At 40.1% G+C, this 21,367-nt stretch carries 19 protein-coding genes; 3 read left to right on the top strand and 16 right to left on the bottom strand.

Going from position 1 to position 21,367, the window contains the following annotated elements; translation table 11 throughout:
- Positions 1-13: 13 nt before the first annotated feature.
- Complete coding sequence (fdhF, locus tag HNQ80_RS06180; protein WP_184309246.1) at positions 14-2,740, top strand: formate dehydrogenase subunit alpha; 2,727 nt, start codon at positions 14-16, stop codon at positions 2,738-2,740.
- Positions 2,741-2,767: 27 nt separating this feature from the next.
- A complete protein-coding gene (gene fdhD / locus HNQ80_RS06175; RefSeq protein ID WP_184309244.1) occupies positions 2,768-3,550 on the top strand; it encodes a formate dehydrogenase accessory sulfurtransferase FdhD in 783 nt (260 codons plus the stop codon).
- 64 nt (positions 3,551-3,614) lie between these two features.
- Here the strand turns inward: fdhD and HNQ80_RS06170 are convergent, their stop codons facing one another.
- The 5 genes from HNQ80_RS06170 to HNQ80_RS06150 all read right to left on the bottom strand — a co-directional run bounded on the left by HNQ80_RS06170 (position 3,615) and on the right by HNQ80_RS06150 (position 7,884).
- Entirely contained in the window at positions 3,615-4,259 is a 645-nt protein-coding gene (locus HNQ80_RS06170) for a DUF3786 domain-containing protein (protein ID WP_184309242.1), read from the bottom strand.
- 69 nt (positions 4,260-4,328) lie between these two features.
- Positions 4,329-5,102 carry an FAD-dependent thymidylate synthase gene (thyX, locus tag HNQ80_RS06165; RefSeq protein ID WP_184309240.1) on the bottom strand — a complete coding sequence of 258 codons (774 nt, stop codon included), beginning with the start codon at positions 5,100-5,102 and terminating at the stop codon, positions 4,329-4,331.
- An 89-nt stretch (positions 5,103-5,191) separates the two neighbouring features.
- Positions 5,192-5,980, bottom strand: coding sequence for an energy-coupling factor ABC transporter ATP-binding protein (locus HNQ80_RS06160; protein WP_184309239.1), 789 nt, complete (start codon positions 5,978-5,980; stop codon positions 5,192-5,194).
- Positions 5,977-6,789 carry a cobalt ECF transporter T component CbiQ gene (gene cbiQ, locus HNQ80_RS06155; protein ID WP_184309237.1) on the bottom strand — a complete coding sequence of 271 codons (813 nt, stop codon included), beginning with the start codon at positions 6,787-6,789 and terminating at the stop codon, positions 5,977-5,979. The genes HNQ80_RS06160 and cbiQ overlap by 4 nt, the downstream gene beginning before the upstream one ends.
- A 30-nt stretch (positions 6,790-6,819) precedes the next feature.
- Entirely contained in the window at positions 6,820-7,884 is a 1,065-nt protein-coding gene (locus tag HNQ80_RS06150; protein WP_184309235.1) for an energy-coupling factor ABC transporter permease, read from the bottom strand.
- Between the two features lie 423 nt (positions 7,885-8,307).
- Here HNQ80_RS06150 and HNQ80_RS06145 point away from each other — a divergent pair, with 423 nt between their 5' ends.
- Positions 8,308-8,691: a hypothetical protein gene (locus tag HNQ80_RS06145; protein WP_184309233.1), complete on the top strand. Its 384-nt coding sequence runs from the start codon at positions 8,308-8,310 to the stop codon at positions 8,689-8,691.
- A gap of 54 nt (positions 8,692-8,745) precedes the next feature.
- Here the strand turns inward: HNQ80_RS06145 and HNQ80_RS06140 are convergent, their stop codons facing one another.
- The 11 genes from HNQ80_RS06140 to cooS form a co-directional block, all read right to left on the bottom strand.
- The gene (locus tag HNQ80_RS06140; RefSeq protein ID WP_184309231.1) at positions 8,746-9,081 is read right to left on the bottom strand and encodes a zinc transporter; all 336 of its coding nucleotides are present in this window, start codon (positions 9,079-9,081) and stop codon (positions 8,746-8,748) included.
- Between the two features lie 12 nt (positions 9,082-9,093).
- Positions 9,094-9,513 carry a DUF3842 family protein gene (locus tag HNQ80_RS06135; protein ID WP_184309229.1) on the bottom strand — a complete coding sequence of 140 codons (420 nt, stop codon included), beginning with the start codon at positions 9,511-9,513 and terminating at the stop codon, positions 9,094-9,096.
- 1 nt (position 9,514) lies between these two features.
- Positions 9,515-9,718 carry a CooT family nickel-binding protein gene (locus tag HNQ80_RS06130; RefSeq protein ID WP_184309227.1) on the bottom strand — a complete coding sequence of 68 codons (204 nt, stop codon included), beginning with the start codon at positions 9,716-9,718 and terminating at the stop codon, positions 9,515-9,517.
- A 27-nt stretch (positions 9,719-9,745) separates the two neighbouring features.
- Positions 9,746-11,677: a corrinoid activation/regeneration protein AcsV gene (gene acsV, locus HNQ80_RS06125; RefSeq protein WP_184309225.1), complete on the bottom strand. Its 1,932-nt coding sequence runs from the start codon at positions 11,675-11,677 to the stop codon at positions 9,746-9,748.
- A gap of 236 nt (positions 11,678-11,913) precedes the next feature.
- Positions 11,914-14,043 (bottom strand): acetyl-CoA decarbonylase/synthase complex subunit alpha/beta, encoded by a 2,130-nt coding sequence (gene acsB / locus HNQ80_RS06120; RefSeq protein ID WP_184309223.1) that lies wholly within the window; start codon positions 14,041-14,043, stop codon positions 11,914-11,916.
- A 19-nt stretch (positions 14,044-14,062) separates the two neighbouring features.
- On the bottom strand, positions 14,063-14,848 hold the full coding sequence (acsE, locus tag HNQ80_RS06115) for a carbon monoxide dehydrogenase/acetyl-CoA synthase methytransferase subunit (RefSeq protein WP_184309221.1): 786 nt from the start codon (positions 14,846-14,848) through the stop codon (positions 14,063-14,065).
- Between the two features lie 132 nt (positions 14,849-14,980).
- On the bottom strand, positions 14,981-16,345 hold the full coding sequence (gene acsC, locus HNQ80_RS06110; RefSeq protein ID WP_184309219.1) for an acetyl-CoA decarbonylase/synthase complex subunit gamma: 1,365 nt from the start codon (positions 16,343-16,345) through the stop codon (positions 14,981-14,983).
- A gap of 23 nt (positions 16,346-16,368) precedes the next feature.
- Entirely contained in the window at positions 16,369-17,316 is a 948-nt protein-coding gene (acsD, locus tag HNQ80_RS06105; protein ID WP_184309217.1) for an acetyl-CoA decarbonylase/synthase complex subunit delta, read from the bottom strand.
- Positions 17,317-17,340: 24 nt separating this feature from the next.
- Entirely contained in the window at positions 17,341-18,108 is a 768-nt protein-coding gene (locus HNQ80_RS06100; protein WP_184309215.1) for an ATP-binding protein, read from the bottom strand.
- A gap of 108 nt (positions 18,109-18,216) precedes the next feature.
- On the bottom strand, positions 18,217-19,002 hold the full coding sequence (locus HNQ80_RS06095) for an ATP-binding protein (protein ID WP_184309213.1): 786 nt from the start codon (positions 19,000-19,002) through the stop codon (positions 18,217-18,219).
- Positions 19,003-19,017: 15 nt separating this feature from the next.
- Complete coding sequence (gene cooS, locus HNQ80_RS06090; RefSeq protein WP_184309211.1) at positions 19,018-20,961, bottom strand: anaerobic carbon-monoxide dehydrogenase catalytic subunit; 1,944 nt, start codon at positions 20,959-20,961, stop codon at positions 19,018-19,020.
- Between the last annotated feature and the right edge of the window lie 406 nt (positions 20,962-21,367).

Raw genomic sequence — 21,367 nt, 5'->3', positions numbered from 1 at the left:
AAGGGGGATTCATATGGTAAATATAACAATCAACGGTATAACTTTCAAAGCGGATAAAGAATTAACAATCCTTCAAGCTGCAAACCAAAAGGGAATAGACATTCCTACCTTTTGTTATGACCGCAGGCTGGTACCCCATGCTGCGTGCAGGATCTGTGTGGTGGAGGTCGAAGGCTTAAGAAATCTTGCTACAGCCTGTAGTACGCCGATCTCCGAAGGCATGGTGATCCATACCCACAGTGAAAAAGTGATAAAAGCTAGAAAAAATACGCTGGAATTATTGCTGTCAGACCATCCGCTTGACTGCTTAACTTGCGAGAAATCAGGGGAGTGTAAGCTTCAAACCTATTGCTATGAGTATGATATAAAAGAAAATATCTATGAAGGAAAGCAGCATCAGTTTCCCATCGATGCGTCCATTCCTTTCTTTTATAGGGATCAGAACAAATGTATTTTATGCGGTAAATGCGTCAGGGTCTGTCATGAACTCCAAGGTGTTGGAGCCATCGAGCAAATGGAAAGGGGATTTTCTACCTATGTAGGTACTGCCTTTCAAATGGACCTGGAAAATTCCGTATGTGTATCTTGTGGTAACTGTGTTTCCGCTTGTCCAGTCGGTGCACTGCTGCCCAAGAGCAAGGAAAAATTTAGATTATGGGAAGTTTCCAAAGTGAAAACCACCTGCTCCTATTGTGGTGTTGGCTGTCAAATGGAACTATTGGTCAAGAACAATCGGGTTGTTGGCGTGCAGCCTGTGGATGGTGTACCCAATGAAGGTATGTTATGTGTAAAAGGGAAGTTCGCCTATTCGTTTGTAAATCATCGCGACCGATTGAAAACTCCGCTCATCAAGAAAGACGGTAGATTCGTGGAAGCGTCTTGGGATGAGGCCTATACCCTTATCACTGATAAAATTGTTGAAACAAAAGGAAAATACGGCTCAGATGTCTTTGGCGCCCTTGCTTCTGCGAGATGTACCAACGAAGAAAACTATTTGATGCAAAAGCTGTTCAGAGCAGTGATCGGCACCAATAATATTGATCATTGCGCCCGCCTCTGACACGCAGCTACAGTTGCAGGTCTTGCAGCTACATTGGGCAGCGGTGCCATGACAAACAGCATCAGCGAAGTATTGGAGTCCGATGTAATTTTCATCATCGGATCAAACACCACAGAAAGTCATCCTGTAATTGGAGCTAAAATACGGCAGGCAAAAAGAAAAGGTGCACAGATTATTGTGGTGGATCCTAGAAAGATTGATTTGTCAAAGGATGCCGATGTGTTCCTCCAAATTAAACCTGGGACAAATATCGCATTAGTAAATGGCTTGATGCACATTATTCTGAAAGAAGGATTACATAATAAAGAATTTATTTTAGAAAGAACGGAAAACGTTTTAGCATTGGAGGAAACTGTTCAGAAATATACACCTGAGTGGGTATCCGAGATATGCGGTGTCGATATGGAAGATCTCAAAAAAGCAGCACGATTATATGCCAATGCCAACAAAGGCAGTATTTATTACTGTATGGGTATTACCCAACACAGCTCCGGTGTGGGAAATGTTATGTCGGTATCCAACCTTGCATTGTTATGCGGCCATGTGGGAAAGGAAGGTACTGGTGTGAATCCATTACGAGGTCAGAATAATGTTCAGGGAGCTTGTGATATGGGAGCATTGCCCAATGTCTTTACAGGATATCAGCCTGTTCATAAACCTGAAGTTTTGGAAAAGTTCGAAACGGTATGGGGAACTTCACTACCTAGCATACCAGGTTTGACTGCACCCGAAATGCTAGATCATGCAGCCCATGGTGATTTGAAGTTTTTATACATCATGGGTGAAAATCCCGTGGTATCGGATCCAGATATCGCCCATGTGAAACATGCCTTAGAGAAGGCAGACTTCTTGCTAGTGCAGGATATTTTCTTGACAGAAACGGCAATGTATGCAGATGTTGTCCTGCCTGCCACATCCTTTGCAGAAAAGGATGGGACCTTTACCAATACTGAAAGAAGAGTTCAAAGAGTTAGAAAAGCCATCAATCCAGTGGGAGATTCAAAACCCGATTGGGTCATTTTGATGGAAATGATGAATTCATTGGGTTATGTAAAAACCTATAATTCTTCAGAGGAAATCATGGATGAAATTGCCTCTGTCACCCCTAGCTATGGCGGCATTGACTATAAAAGAATCGAAGGGGAAGGCATTCAATGGCCATGCCCTACAAAAGAGCATCCCGGTACGAAATTGCTCCACAGGGATACCTTTTCAAGGGGAAAAGCATTGTTTGCAGCTGTTGAGCATGAGGGATCTAAGGAAGTGCCCGATGGAGAGTATCCCTTCATCCTTACAACAGGACGTACGTTGTATCACTATCACACCCGGTCTATGACCGGAAGGGTTGATGGATTAAACAAACTTGTCCCAGAAAGCTATGTGGAAATCAATCCACATCTGGGAAAAAAGTTAAATATTCATGATGGAGAGATGGTTGTGATTTCCTCTCGCCGTGGTCATATTCACGTAAAAGCTAAAATTTCTGAAAGAGTCAAAGAAAATGTTGCTTTCATGCCTTTCCATTTTGCCGAGGGAGCTGCCAATATGCTGACAAACACTGTATTAGACCCTGTATCTAAAACGCCAGAATTGAAGGTCTGCGCCGTATCCATTCAGAAGATCGTTGATGGCGAAATACATGATTATTATATGCAGGCTGCTACAAGCCAGAGCAAATAAACAAAAGGAATAACCGAGGAGTTTCTTATGGAACCTATAGAAAAGATATGGATGAAGAGATATGAAAATGAAGTATTGGCCGATATAGAGGATACGGTGATCAAAGAATACCCTTTAACAATCTTTCTCAATGGGGAGGAATTAATCACACTACTTTGCTCTCCCAATGCTCTCAATTATTTAGCGATAGGCTTCCTTCTATCCGAAGGATTTGCAGTTGTAAAGGAAGATATTCTGGAGATCAAAACAGACGAGACACAAGGGATCATAGCCGTAGAAACAAGAAAAAAAAGTGAGCTCATCAAAAAGCTTTCCGGAAAAAGAACCATTACGACAGGCTGCGGAAAAGGTACCACCTTCTATCATGTAATTGATTCTTTTCATAGTCGGATCGTAAAGAGTTCTTTCGAGATCTCTCCATTGGAAGTACTCGACCTGATGAAAAGATTCAACAAGGCTTCCGAGCTCTTTCAAGCCACCGGTGGTGTTCATAGTGCCTGTCTGAGTGATGGAAAAGAAATACACTTATTTCATGAAGATATCGGCAGGCATAACGCCATAGATAAAATCATAGGAGAAGCCATATGGACAGGTACATCTCTAAATGATAAGATCCTAATTACCAGTGGTAGAATTTCTTCAGAAATATTGATCAAAGCAGCCAAAAGAGAAATACCCATGATTATTTCTCGTTCTGCCCCAACGAATCTGGTAATACAGTTAGGAAATGAATTGGGTATAACCATCATTGGCTTTGCACGGGGAAATCGTATGAATATCTATACAGCAGCCCATCGAGTCCAATGTTAGGAATCAATTCCTATAGATCTGAAAGAGCATCTTTCGACAAGGATGCTCTTTTCTAATTAGTCCACTACCTATTTTCAGCGGCAAGATGTTTCAAAATTCCGATGGATACGTCTCCTACAAAGGCCAAATCTTCTGCATCAAAGTAGAAAGAAACATTTCCATCAAACAGGATCTGGGCTGATGCAGAAAACTCAGCATCTCCTCTCCATAGGGCAAAGGTGACAAATACATTGTTCACGAATTCGAATTTATAGGCCATGTCTCCTAAAGGTACTTTTTCAGCTCCAATGGACATACATGCTTTTTCGAAACCTTCTAGATTATTGGCAAAGGTTCTTGCCAATCTTGTAATACATCTGCCGTGAAAATTTCTATAATACACATTACCACCCGGAATATCTCTATAGGTAATATCCTTATGGAATGGCGCCACTGGCTTTCCATTCATCAAATATCTTAATACCAAAGTTTTTAAAGAATAATTGTCTATTTCTGAATAATCTTCGTTAAGTATCTCCCCTGTTGGATACTTAACAATATACTTTCTATCCATCATTTTTACAATGAGTTCATTTATTTCTTCATTATATATACATCCCGTATTTTCAGCCACTTGGTGTGGATCACGATCCTTAAAGATAGACTTATAATGATCGTATGGCAATTTTTCCTTTCGTTTCTCTTCCACAGCCTGTCTGTCATATACCATAGTAATCTCCCCCTTATCCAATCCCTTCAAACATAATTGCGTAGAATCTACCTATAAGTTATACTCCCTTTATAGATTTCCAAATCTTTCTCGTACCTCTTTTATCTTTCCACAGGTCATATTCCCTTCAGGACAAGGTTCATTGAGGCAATTTGGACCAGAATATTTAAATAAGGTAGGTGCTACTTGCCTAACCAGCCTCAACATTTCCGTAGCTAACTCCCGAATCTCCCATTGCGCCCTGTTACAACATCTGAGATTAAAGAAGTTGAATAACCCCCTTGCGTTCATCGTAAAGACAATTTTCGTTTCACATGCATTTGGAAAAACATATCTTGCATCTTCAATGGATTTTTTCTCAGCCTGGCTTCTCGCTGCTTTCTCCGAAAGCCCCTCTTCTACATATTGATGATAGTTTTCTTCCATCAAAATCTCTGTCAATTCGTTATAACATCTTTGATCATCTTCCATAGCCTTGATAAAGGTTTCCCTGGCTTTGGGGTTTCTATCTATGGCTGGCGGTATAATATATTCAAACTGTTCTAGCCGCACATATCGCTGGGACTGCTGGGAATAGGAGGCTCCTACCCTATGTCTGACCAATTGGTGTGTTAAAACTCTGCTTACCCCCTCAATGCCAAAGGTAAAGGACACGTGCTCTACAGGAGATTCGTGACCCATAGACATAAGCATGTTCAAAAACTTTGTGGCACTTTCTTCCGTCAGCTTATCTTCAATCTTGTCGATCCCTATGGGTGAATAGCAAAGTTTCGCTGCTGCTGCAATCAATTTTTCGGCATCTGGTGTATGCCTCAAAAGTTCAACCTTTAATTTCGCGCCCATATTTTCTCCCCTTCATGTTCATATTTTTTTATCACAATATCGCTAGATATGTATCGGCTGAGCAAAGATTTCCCTTTAAAGAAAAGCTCTTATACTTGTGCCCCTAACGGGCTAAGATAATTGGATTTTTTTCCATTACATACTGGACAATTCTGTAAAACCAACGGAATTTCCAGATTGCTTTCTTCCATTAAATCTTCATTTGACAGGATGTCCATGGTGGGTCCATCGGCTAACACACGTCCATCCTTCAAAACAATAATTCTATCGCATAGTTCCAGTACCATATCCATATCATGGGTAGCAATAAGCTTTGTATGGGTAAATTGCTTCAGCAGATGGATCAATCGCCGTCTTGCCTTTGGATCCAGGGCTGCCGATGGCTCATCCATGATCAAAATATCAGGCTCCATCGCCAAAACCGCGGCGATGGCAACAGAACGTTTTTCTCCACCAGACAATTTATAGGGCGGTCGATCCTTCAAATGGGTAATGCCAACGATTTCTAAAGATTTCATCACCCGTTTCGAAACTTCTTCCTCACTCAACTTATAGTTCCGTGGTCCAAAAGCAACATCATCGTATACCTGAGTCATAAATAGCTGATCATCTGGATTTTGAAATACCATTCCAACTTTTTGTCTGATGAAAGGCAGCGTTTTTTTTGTTACAGGCATCTCTCCTACACGGATTTCCCCTTCATTAGGAAATAAGATCCCCGTAAGGTGCATCAATAATGTTGACTTTCCTGCCCCATTGGCCCCTACAATACCCACCGACTCACCATGGGTTATTTCAAAATCTATTCCCTTTAATGCCTGTCTCCCATCGGGATATTTATACTTTACATCGCTAAACTCTATTTTATGATGACTCATTTCACCACTCCTGTCACGAATCGTCCTATTTGGGTCGATATGTTGGTATACTTCACCATTATAAAATACGCACTCCATCCTATAAAATACAAAATATCTTTGAGTCCTACTTTTTTCTGGCTACCACCAACAAATTCTCCTGTAAATCCTCTGCAATACATGGCTTGGTAAATACGCTGTGCCCTTTCCAAGGTTCTCAAAAGCAATTGTCCTGTTAATGGTCCCCAATGAATAAATTGAATACCCTTTTCGTTGGGCGAGCGTAATGAATATCCTCTCACTGTGCGCCCTACTTCTTCAGCCAAAACGAATATATATCGGTATGTAAAAAGGAGCTGCATAATGAATATTCTCGGCACTCTCATGATCTGGAAAGCTTCAGCGATCCTTGGCATTCCGGTAGTTCCTATAAGGATAAGGGCTGCTATGATTGTTAATCCCCCTTTGATGAGAAGTGATAAGAAAGAAATCCATCCTCCAGAAATTTGAGCCCATGGCAGTACCACCAAAATATCACGATCAAATAATGGATTAAACATACCTACGCCAATAATAAAGGGAAGGCCTATAAGCGTCCTTTTCAGAATCAATCCATAGGGAATTTCTCCTAAAGCCATTAGCACAATAGGATACAATATAAAAGAAAGCAATCCACTGATTTGGTACTTATCAAAGGATACAATAACGATCAAGTATACAATGGTTACCAGCACTTTCATCAGTGGATGTATATTATGAATCACGGTTTTCTTTTCAGCAAGTTCATCCAGTATTCTTATATTATTTAATGATTCCGTAATATTCGCCATAACTACCCTCAAGTTTTTAGATTTTAGTGACTACACATCATTTTCTTCAGATACAATCAGTTTTCCTTTATTTATCCTTTTCATTTTGTTAATCAACATGCCGATCAGGCATGCTAGCAATAATGTCATTGCACCACCAGCTAAACCAGATACGCTGGTGCCCGGATTTATAATCTCGGATTCTCCATTATCAGTTGCCGCTGCTTCATCAACACTTTCCTTAAATCCATAGTCAGGTAAAAATGAAATCTTCTCTTGTATTGCTGCCAACGTCTGATGGACAGGGCTACTAGACTCTAGTTCTTCCTTCCCAGAAGCATGAAACATCGACCACTCCAATCCATCAGGATTTGATGATGCAAACCATGATAGCCCACCACCGATAATGACAGCAAATGCTACAAATATAACCAAGACCTTTTTAATCGAGATACTTCCTAAAGCATCTCCCACTGCTGCTTTTTCAATAATCTCCGGATGGGTTCTCCAAACAAACTCTACCACCGCTGTAGTCACAAGCCCTTCCACAATACCTATGGCAAGATGAATCGGCTGCATTAAGGCCAAGAAGGTTTGAAAAGGCAATTCTGTTTTACCAGACAATAGGGTCTGTAAAACCACGCTAAAAGCACCAAGTTGAAGACCTATAATTGCTGAAATCATCGTTCCTATAAAGATACGCTTCTTGGAGTATCCCTTGCTCATCATTTTTTTATAGATAAACGGATATGCGATGAAGCATGTATAAAAGCCCATATTAAAAATATTACATCCTAGGGCTAGCAGCCCTCCATCTGCGAAGAAAAGAGCCTGGATCATCAATACCGATGCCAATGTAAGAAACCCAGCGCTAGGTCCTAATAATATGGCAAGCAGTATTCCACCTCCTAAATGCCCACTGGATCCCGTCCCAGGAATCGTAAAGTTTATCATTTGTGACGCAAACACAAAGGCTCCCATAACCCCCATTAAAGGAACCTTCTTTTCATCCAACTCATGTTGAACCTTTCTTGTAGCATAAGCGGCTATACCTGCTGTTGCAGCCCACATTGTACCACCCACAACTGGTGATATTAAAGCATCTGCCATATGCATATATGTACCCCCCTAAGTATTTTTTTATAAGCTTCTCTCTTCTTTTAAAATCTTTGTTTCGTGGTTACCATAATATCTTTTCAAAAACAAAAAAACAGAATAATAAACTATTCCGTCTTCAAACAAAACTCGTGCATTCATGCAACGATTTTTTATTTAGTTTTATAATATTAAACATATTTTACCATAGCCCTTGAGTCTTGTCAATTTCTTTCCATGATTTTGGTAAAAATGCGTATGAAATATACTGTAAACTTTTTCTATTAAAAAACAAACCAAATTGCTTCTATTATATTCACTAAATTTTTAGAATATTGACACTATATTTTTTGTATGCTACTCTTGAAGTAAGAAATATTTGGTAATTAAATATCAATCTTCACTTCGCCGATGTTTCTGCCAATAAAAAGGGGGAATCATTCTATGTCAAAGCTTGTTTTTGGCTATCCTTTTATGTTATTTGCAAAATGCAACTGCACAAATCAAATCCCGATTCAAGCCATGGAAATCCATGAGCAATCGGAAAATACTGCACTTAAATATACACTGCAGTGTCCTGTCTGCGGCGATCATCTACATAGAGTAGTGAATCTTAACCAAGAAGCCACAGACCTTACAAATTCTATGAACGCATTTAAAGTTATCCCTACTTTAAAAGATGAACTAGCTATCATTAAATTAGATACAGTTAAAGCAAAGCTTCAAGATGATGAAATAAAGCTGTATGGTAATTATTCACATCTAAGATTCTGGGACAATATGGTTCAAAAAGACATCATTAAGATCCATTACAAAAAAGAAGATTAATTGATAAAAGCTATAAGATTTGATCATTAAATCTTATAGCTTTTTTAATACCTTTTACATGTGTTTTTTTGCCTCTACGAGCATTTCATTTGCCTTTTCCATATACTCGATGGCTTTTTCAATATAGCTGGCTGCCTTTTCTTTGTCCATTTCCTTTGCCTTTTCAACCCATTCTTTAAAATCCTTTGTATGGGATTGATTGTGTTTTACCCAATGCACTAAAAGGATTCTCAATGTTTTTTCATCTTTACTGATTCCAATCTCATCGTGGTCGTGACCATATTCATGATGATGTTCATGCTCATGTTCGTGTGTATGCTCATGATGATGATCATGCCCTTGATGGTCACCATGGGTATGGTGATGGCTATGTCCATGGCTATGTGCCATATTTCATCTCTCCTATTCCTTCATATTAAATTCTCTCTTGATAACCTTCACTGCATCCTTTATGAGAAGCACAAGGGGTTTATTCTCCAGGCTAACGAGTTGAAAGTTTTCGGGCATAATCGGAAGTAAAATTTTCAAAGCATCTGCCTCACAAACTGCTTCCACTGTTTTCGTTGTTACTTCTCCCATCATGGAATTCGGTATGATGATGGATATTGGGCCAATAATTACGTTTGCCTTTTTCGAAGATACAACGATAGCATTTTCTCCTGTTGCCCCCTTATTGGCCTTGCTTTTCATCATTGCAGACGTAGCAATGGCATTGGTGCCTAATGCATATATTTCTATGGAGGATGGAAGTTCTTCTCTTAAGATTGATACAATTTGAGTGCCTATCCCACCGCCCATTCCGTCAATCACCGCAATAATCATTTTATTCCCCCGTTTTATCTGACTCTATAATGATTTTATGATCTATTAGTTTTATCTCCTTTAAGATCCCATCTACTATTTTTTGCTCTCCAAGCAAATCTGCCAAATAAACCTTCCCATCTTTTTCAGGTCGAACCTCTACCACATACTCCATTATTTTCTTTTCTCCTGCTGGTGTTCTTAAATAAGCTATGGATTCACACATACTTTCACCTCACCCTCGTCATGGATACTATTCTTCTAAAAGTTTTTTTACATTTGGAAACATTTCAATATCTGTATGGGGTAAAAAGCAAGCAGATACAAATTCATCCATATAATTCGGATGTACGCTTAATTCTACGTAGGTCATCTGATTTGCGATATCTTCAAGCTTGTGTCTTCCATCTTCGCTCATCAGGGTTAAATAAGCTCCCATCAGAGAACTATTTCCGATATACATAAATTTGTTTTCTTCAATATCTGGAAGCATCCCAATTCTTATAGAATTTTGTATATTCAGGCTGTTTCCTATGCCCCCTGCAATATAGACTCTGTCTATCATAGTAAAATCCATACCAAGACTCGACAGCAGCACAGAAGCACCAGAATAGATAGCTCCCTTTGCCCGAATAAAATTATCGATATCCACCTCATTGATGGTTAAGTCTTTTTCCATCCCGTACGCTTCTTTAAATGCAAGGATATACTCTCCTATACCATGCTCATCCACTCGTATTCGGCTTATATGTAAATCTCTGTTTAACTTACCTCTTCTATCCATTATACCACAAATCATCATTTCGGAGATTAGATCGATAATACCCGATCCACAAATCCCTAAAGGCTTCTTATCTCCAATAACCTTAAACTGAGACTCATAGGTTTCTCGATCAATACTTATACGATCTATTGCCCCATCTGTAGCCCGCATGCCACAACTGATTTCTCCGCCTTCAAAAGCTGGTCCTGCTGAACATGCACAGGTCATGAGAAAATCCTTGTTTCCAAATACAATTTCGCCATTTGTTCCCAAATCAATAAACAAGACATTCTCTTCTACAGACCAAATACCTGAGGACAGTACACCCGCTGTGATATCTCCACCTACATAACTGGCAACAGAGGGTACGATGTACAGAAAAGTTTCGGGATTCACCTCTATTTCCAGTTCTGAAGCCTTGATAAATGGGGCCCTCAGAAATGCGGGGATATAGGGCTCTCTCCGAAGATAATCTGGATATACACCTAATAGCAAATGGGCCATTGTGGTATTTCCAGCAGCAACAAAAGCGATTACCTCATCTTTGTCTACCTTTGCACTGTTCAACATTTTTCTGATCAAAGGATTAATGGTCTCGTAGATGATGGCATCATTCAGTTTTTGCAATCCATCCCCTTTTGCAGCAAAAATAATTCGATTGATTACATCTGCGCCGTATTTGATCTGGGCATTCCCCATGGATGCTTTTGCTAATAAGGACCCATTATACAAATCCACCAAGCATGCTGCCACCGATGTAGTACCTATATCTACTGCAATTCCATAAAGCCTATTGGTCGTATCGCCTACTTCCATATTTACAATAGTGGTTCTACCTTTTCCACGGGGAATATGGGTAATCGTTACTTTGAAATCCGATCCTCTTAAGATACCGGGAATTTTTCTAAGCATCTGCAATCGGCAAAACACTTGGGTATAACCCAAATGATTGCGTAAATACCGCTTGATCCGATCCCAATCGGAAATGTTATCATCCAATGTGGGAACATCTATCTCTATATATTCCTTCTGCACATAAGACTTGAATGTCATTCCATGATCTAGTACTTGTCGCTTTGCCCGTTCAAATATTTCTTGATCCCTTTCACTGGATAAATCGTCGATTTTCATTCCATGCATGAAGGCCGAAGCTTCTGTAGGAACTTCTACCACAATATCTTCTATGATTCGTGTATTGCACGCCAAAACATAACCTTTCTCTAATTCTTCATGGCTTATATGATGACTGCTTGCAGAATCGACTTTGCCGCTGACAATTTTCACCTTACATTTTCCACAGGATAAATTCCCATTACATGGTGCATCAATGACAATACCCGCTTTCCTTGCCCCATCCAATAAGTTTTCCCCTTGTTCCACTTGAATCTCTTTGTTTTCCAATAAAAATTTAATTCTTAGCATCTCCTAGTCCCCCCGATAGATCAATTACTGAATCTCTCCTCTTCTTCTATCTAAACTATCCAATCCAGCCTTGTCCTAGTAATGTCGATCTAAGGTTATCATATCAAATCATTTTGCTATTTTCTATATAAAAGCTCCCCCAAATAGAATTTGGGGAAGCTTCTATACTATTTTAGCCCTGTCTGCAAATCAGTCTCATCTTATTTCTCGGATTCGCCTCGTTTGCTTCATTTCAACTACATCATTGGATCCATCACGAGGGCTGGATGACCTTTCTCTGTTAAGAAGTTCAATACCTCTTCAGAATCCGTTGATATGGTTTCATCACAAATCATATCAACAAAATTCTCTATGCCGAATTCAGCTTTTGCTGTGGCATTTAACTTCTCAGCTACATACTCCTTCAATTCCTTAGGCATCCAAACAATCCTTTGGACTCCGCCCTCTGCACTGATAAACTTTCTTGAGGCAATGAAATGTCTTCCGTGTCCCATGAAGCCTGGCGTTTGTACACCGCCTCCTGTCATGGATGCAAGCTCACCAAAGGTCATTCCTACTGGTGTCTGTCCGCCAAACTCTCTATTCACAATCACTACACCATTTGCCTCAGGCATGATGCCGCAAATACATTCAAAACATCCACAGGAGGTCATTGGATCTACCAGTAAGCTGTATAATGTAACCCTGCTGACTGCACCTTGGGAAATCTCTTCTACTGCTTTATTCACTTCATTCCAAATACCAAGGGTTTCATCTTCCAATCCATCTTTCTTGATTGGTTGACATGGTCCATGAGGATCTAATTCCTTCGTTGCTTTTGCATCTAACCAGCTTACAGCACCACATAATCCCAATCTTTCTGGTGTTACGACGCATACATGGGCTGGCGCGAAGGATTGACAAAGGTTACAGGTATAGAACGTATCCACGCTTTCATCCACAAGGGAAGCCAATCTTTCATCCCTTGCAATATATTTTGGTTCTGCATCCTTGCTCAACAATTCTTTAACTTTTTGTTCATCGGTAATGATGGTGATTTGACATTTGTCCACAACAGAGTCAAACTCATCCAACATTTTAGCATAGATTACTTCTCCAATATGCTTCAATCTAAAGCCTTTTGCATATGCATCTTTACCGATTCTTATCCATGTGATATTTCTTTGTCCCACGTGCATTACACCTTCAATGTAGTTCATGAAGTAGTGAAGCCTTCTCTCCAACACAGGCTCAAAGTCTTCCTGCATATTCTTTCCTGCAACCTCTACCAGCACAGCCAATGGAAGTCTGCCGGGTGTTTCTGTAATGGTATCGATATCTGGACCGATAATTTCAATCTTATGATCTTCCACTTCTCCCATATCCCTTGCTACTACCAGTTCCCAAGAAGGTGTTTTTGATCCGCCAAACTCAGCGAACATATCATCTTTCCTAATTCTCTCTCCTTCAAATGCTGCAGCAAAGGCCACTGGAATTGGAATTTCCGTTACTTTGATCTTAATATTTCTAGCTTCTAAAGAAGTCTTTACAGTCTTATCATAATCTTTCTGTGTTAATAAGCAAGTTGGAACCTCCGGAACCTCTGTATCGCAGATCACAGGGAACCCAAGGGCAATGGCTCCGGCGCCGCAGGAAACAACCAATTCGCTTAATGGACCAAAGGCATTTACAAAGGCTGGTACTCTATTTTTTGTATAGGTCAAGAAGTCATTCAACTTTCCTGGCTCAACGTTACCAAATATTAGGGCCGCTCTGATGGCAACGGAAACAACATGAATCACAGATGTAACATCATATCCTAGGGGGATAACCCTTAATTCTAATCCCATCTTAACGCCAGCTTCAACGGCTTGATCAATGATTTTTCCTGTAAGGAAAGTAAGCAAACCCTTTGACTGGTAATCCTTGATTACTTTTCCAGCAGATTCGCTATCTACAGCCTCACCCAACAATACAGCCACACCTGGAATATCTCCTGTAACCAAAGGTACACCCAAAGAACGGATGATTGGATCAGATACGAATCCGATGCCAGGCTCATTTTCATAGGGATTTTCTTGACTTGCATACTTAACAGCCTCGATAATTTCTGCAGATACAGCAGTAGATAGTCCTGAATTCAAGACATTTTCTAGTTTTTCTTCTTCTACGATAAGGCTTTTTACGATATCCAGCGCACCTTCTAGATCTCCTACTGTCTTAATTTTTATTCCAGTCGCTGCATAGATAACAGGAAGAAAATAGGCTGTGTCGGGGAACGCTACTTTGTGGTCTCTACCTTTTTCTTCAATGATCTGCTTCACAACACCCTGAGCGGCTTGCAAAGCTTGATTTGAACCAGTGAAAACCGTTTGAAACAAATTCATTGTAAAACCCCCTTTAATTTTATAGCTCTAGAAAAGAGTCAGCATACAATATATTGCCTTTAATGATGTCGCAGGATTTAATGGTTTCAACTAATCTTCGGTCGCATGGATTTACAATGGCTGAAGATAATCCACATTGTATAGCCATAGCTAAGAGTGCAGAATCTAAAATTGGTCTGATTTCTTTTGGTGCTCCATTGGAAATGTTGCTTAGACCGCCAGTAGTCTTCAGTCCCATTTCACTCATCATGCGAATGGCTTCTAAGACCTCTACCTGTTTTTCCTGCATTCCTTTGATAACAAGGAACAATGGATCGAACAATATATCCGTAGGCTCTAATCCTAGAGACATAGCCCTTTCTAACAATTCCGTACAATAGGCCATACGCTCATCATTGTCCCTTGGAATACCTGATTTTGAGCATAATGCAATCACCATCGCATCGTTTGCCGCTGCTAAATCGATCATTTCCACTCTGTCCCCTGCATCAGCTGAGTTGATGATTGGCTTTCCTTTCTCCCTGTTGTAAACCTTAATGCCAGCGTCGATAGCTTTTTTGTTTACCGTATCCAAGGCAAGAGGAATGTTATCAAATTCATTTTGGATTAGTTGGACTGCCCAGGACATGACTTCTTCCCCATCTCTTTCAGCCGGTCCAATATTTACATCTATGTAATCCGCGCCTGCTTCGATTTGCTCTCTTGCCCTCTGTAAGATTGGATCTGGATTTCTTTCTGCCAGTGCCTTTCTAATGATTGGAGATATACAGTGAATCCGCTCTCCAATAATCATAAATTTTTCCATCTTTGGTCCCCCTTTTTTGTTTAAGATTATGAAAAAGATTATAAGTATAAGGAAATGAATCTAATTTTTCGAACAACCTTATACTTATATTCCTATTCTTTAGAGCTTTGAAATAGTCACAAATTTCACAACTTACAGCGCCAAAGCTTCCACTTGAAGCCCCTTCAAGAACTTAGGCAAATGCATGGCTTCATCTGGTCCTACGATAACTTCCCATCCTGGCAGATTCTCTTCTATATCTCCCTTAAGTACGGCTACCTTTCCTGGCAATACAAGCTTTTTACAGTTATGGTTTTCGTCTAATCCACTCTCTTTAATGAACTTTGCAATGCTGGAACCGCCAAACTTTCCTGCAGCCCATGCTGTCAATACGGAATAACCACCTGCATCAGGAATGGCTAATTGTACCGGCACTTTGGATCTTTCTATTTCTCCTGATACGATGAAATAGGTCAGTGCAAAGTCAACGGTAACAAGCACTGGTGCATTTTCATCGGCGCTATTGATCTGGTATACGTTTGGTTCAACCCTCATGGGTCTTTGAGGATCCGTAAATATGTTTTGTCTCAAGGCAAATAGCGGCAATGCCCTTGCATAATCAATATCTTCTAGCACAATGATAGAACCATATTTCATGACAAAGGTAGAAGCCACTGCAATCTCCAAATGCTTATTTCCCTTGGCCAGTTCATTGACGAATACGATAGATGGATATCCAAAGGTTCTATCCTCTTCTTTTAGGGCGATTCTTCTTATTTGCACTGAATTTTCATAGGCTTCTTTCACGGAAGAAGATCCTACATTTAATATAAGCTCCCTATGATCCAGTTTTTGAATCTCTTCAACCAACCCGTAAAGTTCTTCTAGGCTTCCCCCATGAACCCCTAATGGAAGCTTATCTTTCTTAACCAGTTCTACCATTTCCTTATAGTTTTCTTTATTGGCTCCATAGACAATTGGATTTTCCTCTTTTACCAATACCAACGCTTCCTTCACCACGTCAGCATCTTCACATACCAACATATATGCACCATGCAAATCATTTTCTTTAACCTTCTGAATTAAGCTTAGATATTTTTCCTTGTTTCCACCATATTTACATCCTATGATTTCCACTTTCATTTCTTCGCCGATTCTTACATAGTTAATTTTCTTTACATTGGCAATCTTCGCTTCAATTTCTTCATCTGTCATGGCATCGGATAGTATGACAGCAAATCTGCTTCTGTTTACGAAGGTTTTTTCATGCCTAAACAGTACCGTTTCTCCGCCTAGTTTGAACGCTCCATCACCTTTTCCTACTGTCACTGTTTTCATCAGCGGCGCCGTAGCGTCAGACAGCTTTGCCAAGGATTCTGGACTCATATGAGGACATTTTTCTATTTCAATTCCCCCTGTAGCAACTTTCATTGAAAATGCTAAACAAGTTGGGAAGCCACAATCTTTACAATTCTTTTTGGGTGTTAATTTGAATATATCTAAACCTGTTAAAGCCATTTTTCTCTCCCCCTTGTTAATAGTTAACCTACGATTTCCTTAATAAATGTATTCACCGTTTCAACAGACTTTGGATGACGCAAGATTACCGCATCGGCGCCACCTGTTAACATGCTTGCAGCCGTAGAAACCTCCATGGCAATGCCTCTTTCTTCTTGGCATCCCCAATCTGCCATCTCTTCTTCACTGGCAATGGATTCCTTTACGCTCCATGTTTCAAAGGAAACTGGTGCCATGATGGGCATTTGAAGGGTTTTATCATTTTGTCCAAAGGCGGCAAGCCTGATTCTGTCCATGGTGGACGTAACGTATTCGAATCCATAACCTACAGCAGCACAGCCTACATTCATAACCATATCTTCTGCCTTAACGCCCAATTGAGTAAGTAAAATATTTAATTGTTTTGCCAGGTTGATATCTACAGAAGATTCTGCTCCAACCTTATGCTTATACGCCAATCCACCAGCTGCGCCCACAGTTTTATAGTTTTCCTCAACAGCAGCCAATAGCAATACATTGCTTCCTTCCAATGCTTGTGCAACTTTTTCAAACAATTGTCCATCTTTCTCGTGATTGTTTGATCCTGCAATAACCAATGGCAAGGCAACACTCTGGGCAACCTGTTTGGCAAGAGTTGCACATTCATCGACAGACTTATTCAATCCGTTCGGGTCTGAACCTTCAAACTTTAGGCAGATAAAGTCTGGATGAAACTTTTCTTCCACAAATTTAGCCCATGCTACCGAATCATTGGCAACGTCCTTATATATTCCCTTTAATGAATCACACCAAGCTTCTGGATAAACATCCAGTATCTCCATTCCAACCTTCGGTCTTTGTCCCATGCTGCCATCGAAACTGTAAAAAGGCATTACGTTTTCTCCACCTAATTTTATCGCCTTTTCTCCAGTTCCGATTTCTACTTCATTGATTTTCCCTGTAAACTTTTGTACTGATTGTTTAAAAGCCACATCATTCGCCCCCTTTAAAATACTTTACAAACCTAATTTTGCAATGATTTCTCCTATTGCCTGTCTGGATACGGCATTTTCTGGTAACTTCACCAATGGTTTCCCATTCGAGTCATATTCATAAATCATGGGATCCATGGGCACAACCCCGATTAGTTCTAATTCTTGCTTCTCTATTTCTGCTTTTATTCCTTCATTTAATTCACCCTGCGGTGCTCGATTTACAATAAGATAAACCTGTGGTATCTTTAGTCTTAATTCGCCAACTAATTTCCTAATCCTTCCTGCTGCTTGAATTCCTCTGGTAGAGCAATCACTTACCAATAGCAAGGTATTGATATCTTTTACAGTCCCCCTGCTTAAATGCTCCATCCCTGCTTCATTGTCTATAACAAAATATTTATAGTTTTTCGTGAGAAGGTCTAGTTGGGTTTTTAGTAAGCCATTTACATAGCAGTAACAACCCTCACCCTGTGTTCTACCCATCACCAGCATGTCATACCCATTTCCTTCAACGATGGCAGCATTGAGCCGAAGTTTCATGTAATCTGCCTTTGTCATCCCTCCTGGGAATCCACTGCCCGATGCTTCAGCCCTGTTGATTTCTTCCTTCAATTCACCGATGGTTATCTCCAGTTCTTCTCCTAAAACTTCGTTTAGATTGGCATTGGCATCAGCATCCACAGCAAGAATTGGTTTTTCTCCCGCTTTCACTAGATAATCAATAAGAAGTCCTGTCAAACTCGTTTTCCCTGTTCCACCTTTTCCTGCCACCGCTATTTTATACCCCATGCTGCCTCCCCCTTCTTTTGATTAGGACAGGGTGTAACTCCCCATCTATTTTTATAATGCATTACGGGCAAATGCATGCCATGCATTCGCCCCTGGTCTTATAATACTTTATATTGATTCTCCAATCCCTTTTATGATCTTATCTTTGATAGCCTTAACCGCTGTGATTACTTTCTCATCACTGCCATAAGGAGATCGATTGGCTCGGTCAGAATTTATGACTTCATTGCTATGGTGAATAAATCCCAAACAAGCAGCTTCATCCACATATTGAAGAATATAGGCTTCATCATCTTTATTTCTGATTTTGTTTCCAACCACAAGAACCTGCTCAACCCCAATACCTTTTGCAAGGTTTTTTACATGATTATAGGTTTGAATGCTTCTTATACCAGGCTCTACCACTACAATAAAAGCATTCACCCCTTGGGCAGTACCTCTGCCTAGATGTTCAATGCCAGCCTCCATATCCATGATAACAACATCCTTATTTTGCAGTATGAGATGAGAAGTAAGCTTTTTTAATAACACATTTTCAGGACAGAAGCACCCCATTCCAGCGGTATCTACAGTTCCCATGGTTAAGATGTTGACCCCATTAAATTTTGTACAATATCTTTCAGGGATATCATCAACCTTTGGATTCATCTTAAACATTTTGCCAAAAGACTCTGAGGTAGAATTTGTTCGCTCAGCAACTAATTTTTTCATTTCAGAGATCGGCATGATTTGATGCATCTTTTCCTCCGGAAAGCCTAATGCCAGCGCTAGATTTGGATCAGGATCGGCGTCAACGGCCAACACCCTGTATCCTTCGTCTGCAAATAATCTGCTTAATATGGCTGCGAAGGTTGTTTTGCCAACGCCACCTTTTCCTGTGATTGCTATTTTCATCGTCTTCACCTGTCCTTATTCTTTAGCTGCTGCTGCCTCTTCCATAGATAGATCCTTTAATTCCATTTTCTTATCTAGTCTTCTACGTTTTAATTCTATTCGCTCTATCATTTGTCTAGACGCTTTCATTGGATCTTCTTCAATAAAGAATTTTGCTCCAACCATTTCTTCTATTCTATTTGTTAAGATATCTACCACTTCTTCACTTCCCATGATTGGCGGTGTAATGCCCAGCCAGGTATCTATACCCGAAGCAACAACATAGTGTCCAATTGCAACAGCTTTCTCTGACATCCATTCTGGGGCGATCCCCACAACTGGCAAATCGCAATTGTCTACACCCAAAAGCTTTGCAACTTCTCCTACAAGTTCCATAATACGCGAAATATCTACACAGGAGCCCATGTGCAATACAGGAGGGATATCCACCAGTTCACATACTGTGGCAAGTCCTTTACCGGCAAGCCTTCTTGCATCCTTACTTAATAATCCTGCCTTTGCCGCCGCTTGAGCTGCACAACCTGTAGCTACTACGATAATATCATTGGCAATCATCGTTTTAATAATTTCTATCATGCTTTGATCATGAACTTTTTTAGGGTTGTTACATCCTACGACACCCACTGCGCCTCTTAGTACCCCTGATGTTAAACAATCTGCCAATGGTTTAAAAGTTCCTGTTGGGTCGATGTGTGAATTTACTACCTTATCCAGATGATTAATGATGGTTCTATTACTAAATCCAACGGTGGCATGATTCTTAGAACCAGGTATAAAAACCTTTTCCTTATTGCGATTCTTATAGTTTAAGATCGCTTCTCTAACGATATTTTTTGCGGATTCATATGCTGTTGCCTCGTCAAACTCAATGTGCGTTGCGCCAGTTATTCTGGCCTTAGGTGATGTCGTAATAAACTTCGTGTGATATGCTTCTGCCAGTTCTGGCAATGCAGGGAAAATACATTGTACATCCACCACCACAGCTTCAACAGCTCCTGTAATCACAGCTAATTCTTGCTGTAGGAAGTTTCCTGCAATCTTTACCCCATGTCTCATCATCACTTCATTACCGGTACAACACATTCCAGTAACATTGATTCCTTCTGCCCCTACCTCTTTTACTAGCTTAAGCAGCTCTGCATCATCCGCTGCCAATACGATCATTTCTGAAAGAGCCGGTTCATGACCATGTAAAATAATATTTACCGCATTATGTTCTAATACACCTAAATTGGCTTCTGTGCTTCTTGCCACTGGTGTACCAAAAAGGATATCACTTATTTCGGTGCCCATATAGGATCCGCCATATCCATCGGCTAACGCTGTTCTTAAAGACATCGTGATGAGACTCTCAGCATCTGCCATACAACCCATATGGGTAGAGTGCATAATCGCAACCACTTCTCTATCGATGGCTCTTGGGACAATATCAAGCTTCTCCCATAATTTTCTCCTTTGTTCAGGTACAGATGGAGGAATTGTTAATTTCCCAAAGGGCTTTCCATACTCATTTAACGCATATTCTGCCACTTCATGGGCAAGGTCAAACATATCCTTGTTCTCAGTCTCTATTCCCAATCTTTTCGCAACTTCCAAAAGCTTTCTCTCGTCTTTGACAGTGTAATTTCCATCCTTGCTTGCCATATGCAGAACATGGGCAATACTCCTACCATGATCAGAGTGGGCAGATGTTCCAGCAGCTACCATCCTTGCCAGGTTTCTTGAAACAATCACATCAGCCGTTGCTCCACAAAGTCCCTTTTGTGCTCCTTTTCCTGGTGTTGGGCTGATTCTGCACGGTCCCATTGCACACAGTCTGCAGCAAAGACCTTTTTCGCCAAATCCACAAGGCGCTTTCATGATTTGTTGTCTATCCCAAACCGTTTCCACGCCATCGTTTTTGGCTTTGCTGATCAATTCCGCAGTTGCCTTATCGGCTGTTAGAATTTTGTCATCCACTTCCTTTTCCCCCTTTTTAAAAGTGTAATTTCCCCTATTCCTGTTAAGATTTGATTCCAATGGTGGATTTTCCCCTTGTAAATATGTATATTTTTTTGTTGGAAATTTAGTCTTTCTTTTAATGTTATCTATACTTGTATATACAAGTATAGATAATGCATGCCCTTGATATAATTATATCAAACCGCCTATTCATGTCAATACATTTGCTATTATTTTTAAAATTTTCTAAATACTTTTTATATCTCAAAAAAAACTACATTTTTCAAGTAGTCTCTTGTTGCGCAATAAATAAATGTTACAACACAACCGTAGACCAGCTAACTGCTGTCAAGAAAAAAATTTACTAATGTGTTCTCAAAATAATGATCATGTGAAATGACCCTTAGTTTTCTACGAATGTTCT

Source organism: Anaerosolibacter carboniphilus, assembly GCF_014205875.1.
Taxonomy (GTDB): Bacteria; Bacillota; Clostridia; order Peptostreptococcales; family Thermotaleaceae; genus Anaerosolibacter; species Anaerosolibacter carboniphilus.
This window is presented reverse-complemented; position numbering and strand designations above follow the sequence as displayed.

Coding starts and splice junctions, on each gene's coding strand:
- fdhD (WP_184309244.1), top strand. CDS start 2,768: ATGGAACCTATAGAAAAGATATGGATGAAGAGATATGAAAATGAAGTA.
- HNQ80_RS06170 (WP_184309242.1), bottom strand. CDS start 4,259: ATGGTATATGACAGACAGGCTGTGGAAGAGAAACGAAAGGAAAAATTG.
- thyX (WP_184309240.1), bottom strand. CDS start 5,102: ATGGGCGCGAAATTAAAGGTTGAACTTTTGAGGCATACACCAGATGCC.
- HNQ80_RS06160 (WP_184309239.1), bottom strand. CDS start 5,980: ATGAGTCATCATAAAATAGAGTTTAGCGATGTAAAGTATAAATATCCC.
- cbiQ (WP_184309237.1), bottom strand. CDS start 6,789: ATGGCGAATATTACGGAATCATTAAATAATATAAGAATACTGGATGAA.
- HNQ80_RS06150 (WP_184309235.1), bottom strand. CDS start 7,884: ATGCATATGGCAGATGCTTTAATATCACCAGTTGTGGGTGGTACAATG.
- HNQ80_RS06145 (WP_184309233.1), top strand. CDS start 8,308: ATGTCAAAGCTTGTTTTTGGCTATCCTTTTATGTTATTTGCAAAATGC.
- HNQ80_RS06140 (WP_184309231.1), bottom strand. CDS start 9,081: ATGGCACATAGCCATGGACATAGCCATCACCATACCCATGGTGACCAT.
- HNQ80_RS06135 (WP_184309229.1), bottom strand. CDS start 9,513: ATGATTATTGCGGTGATTGACGGAATGGGCGGTGGGATAGGCACTCAA.
- HNQ80_RS06130 (WP_184309227.1), bottom strand. CDS start 9,718: ATGTGTGAATCCATAGCTTATTTAAGAACACCAGCAGGAGAAAAGAAA.
- acsV (WP_184309225.1), bottom strand. CDS start 11,677: ATGCTAAGAATTAAATTTTTATTGGAAAACAAAGAGATTCAAGTGGAA.
- acsB (WP_184309223.1), bottom strand. CDS start 14,043: ATGAATTTGTTTCAAACGGTTTTCACTGGTTCAAATCAAGCTTTGCAA.
- acsE (WP_184309221.1), bottom strand. CDS start 14,848: ATGGAAAAATTTATGATTATTGGAGAGCGGATTCACTGTATATCTCCA.
- acsC (WP_184309219.1), bottom strand. CDS start 16,345: ATGGCTTTAACAGGTTTAGATATATTCAAATTAACACCCAAAAAGAAT.
- HNQ80_RS06100 (WP_184309215.1), bottom strand. CDS start 18,108: ATGGGGTATAAAATAGCGGTGGCAGGAAAAGGTGGAACAGGGAAAACG.
- HNQ80_RS06095 (WP_184309213.1), bottom strand. CDS start 19,002: ATGAAAATAGCAATCACAGGAAAAGGTGGCGTTGGCAAAACAACCTTC.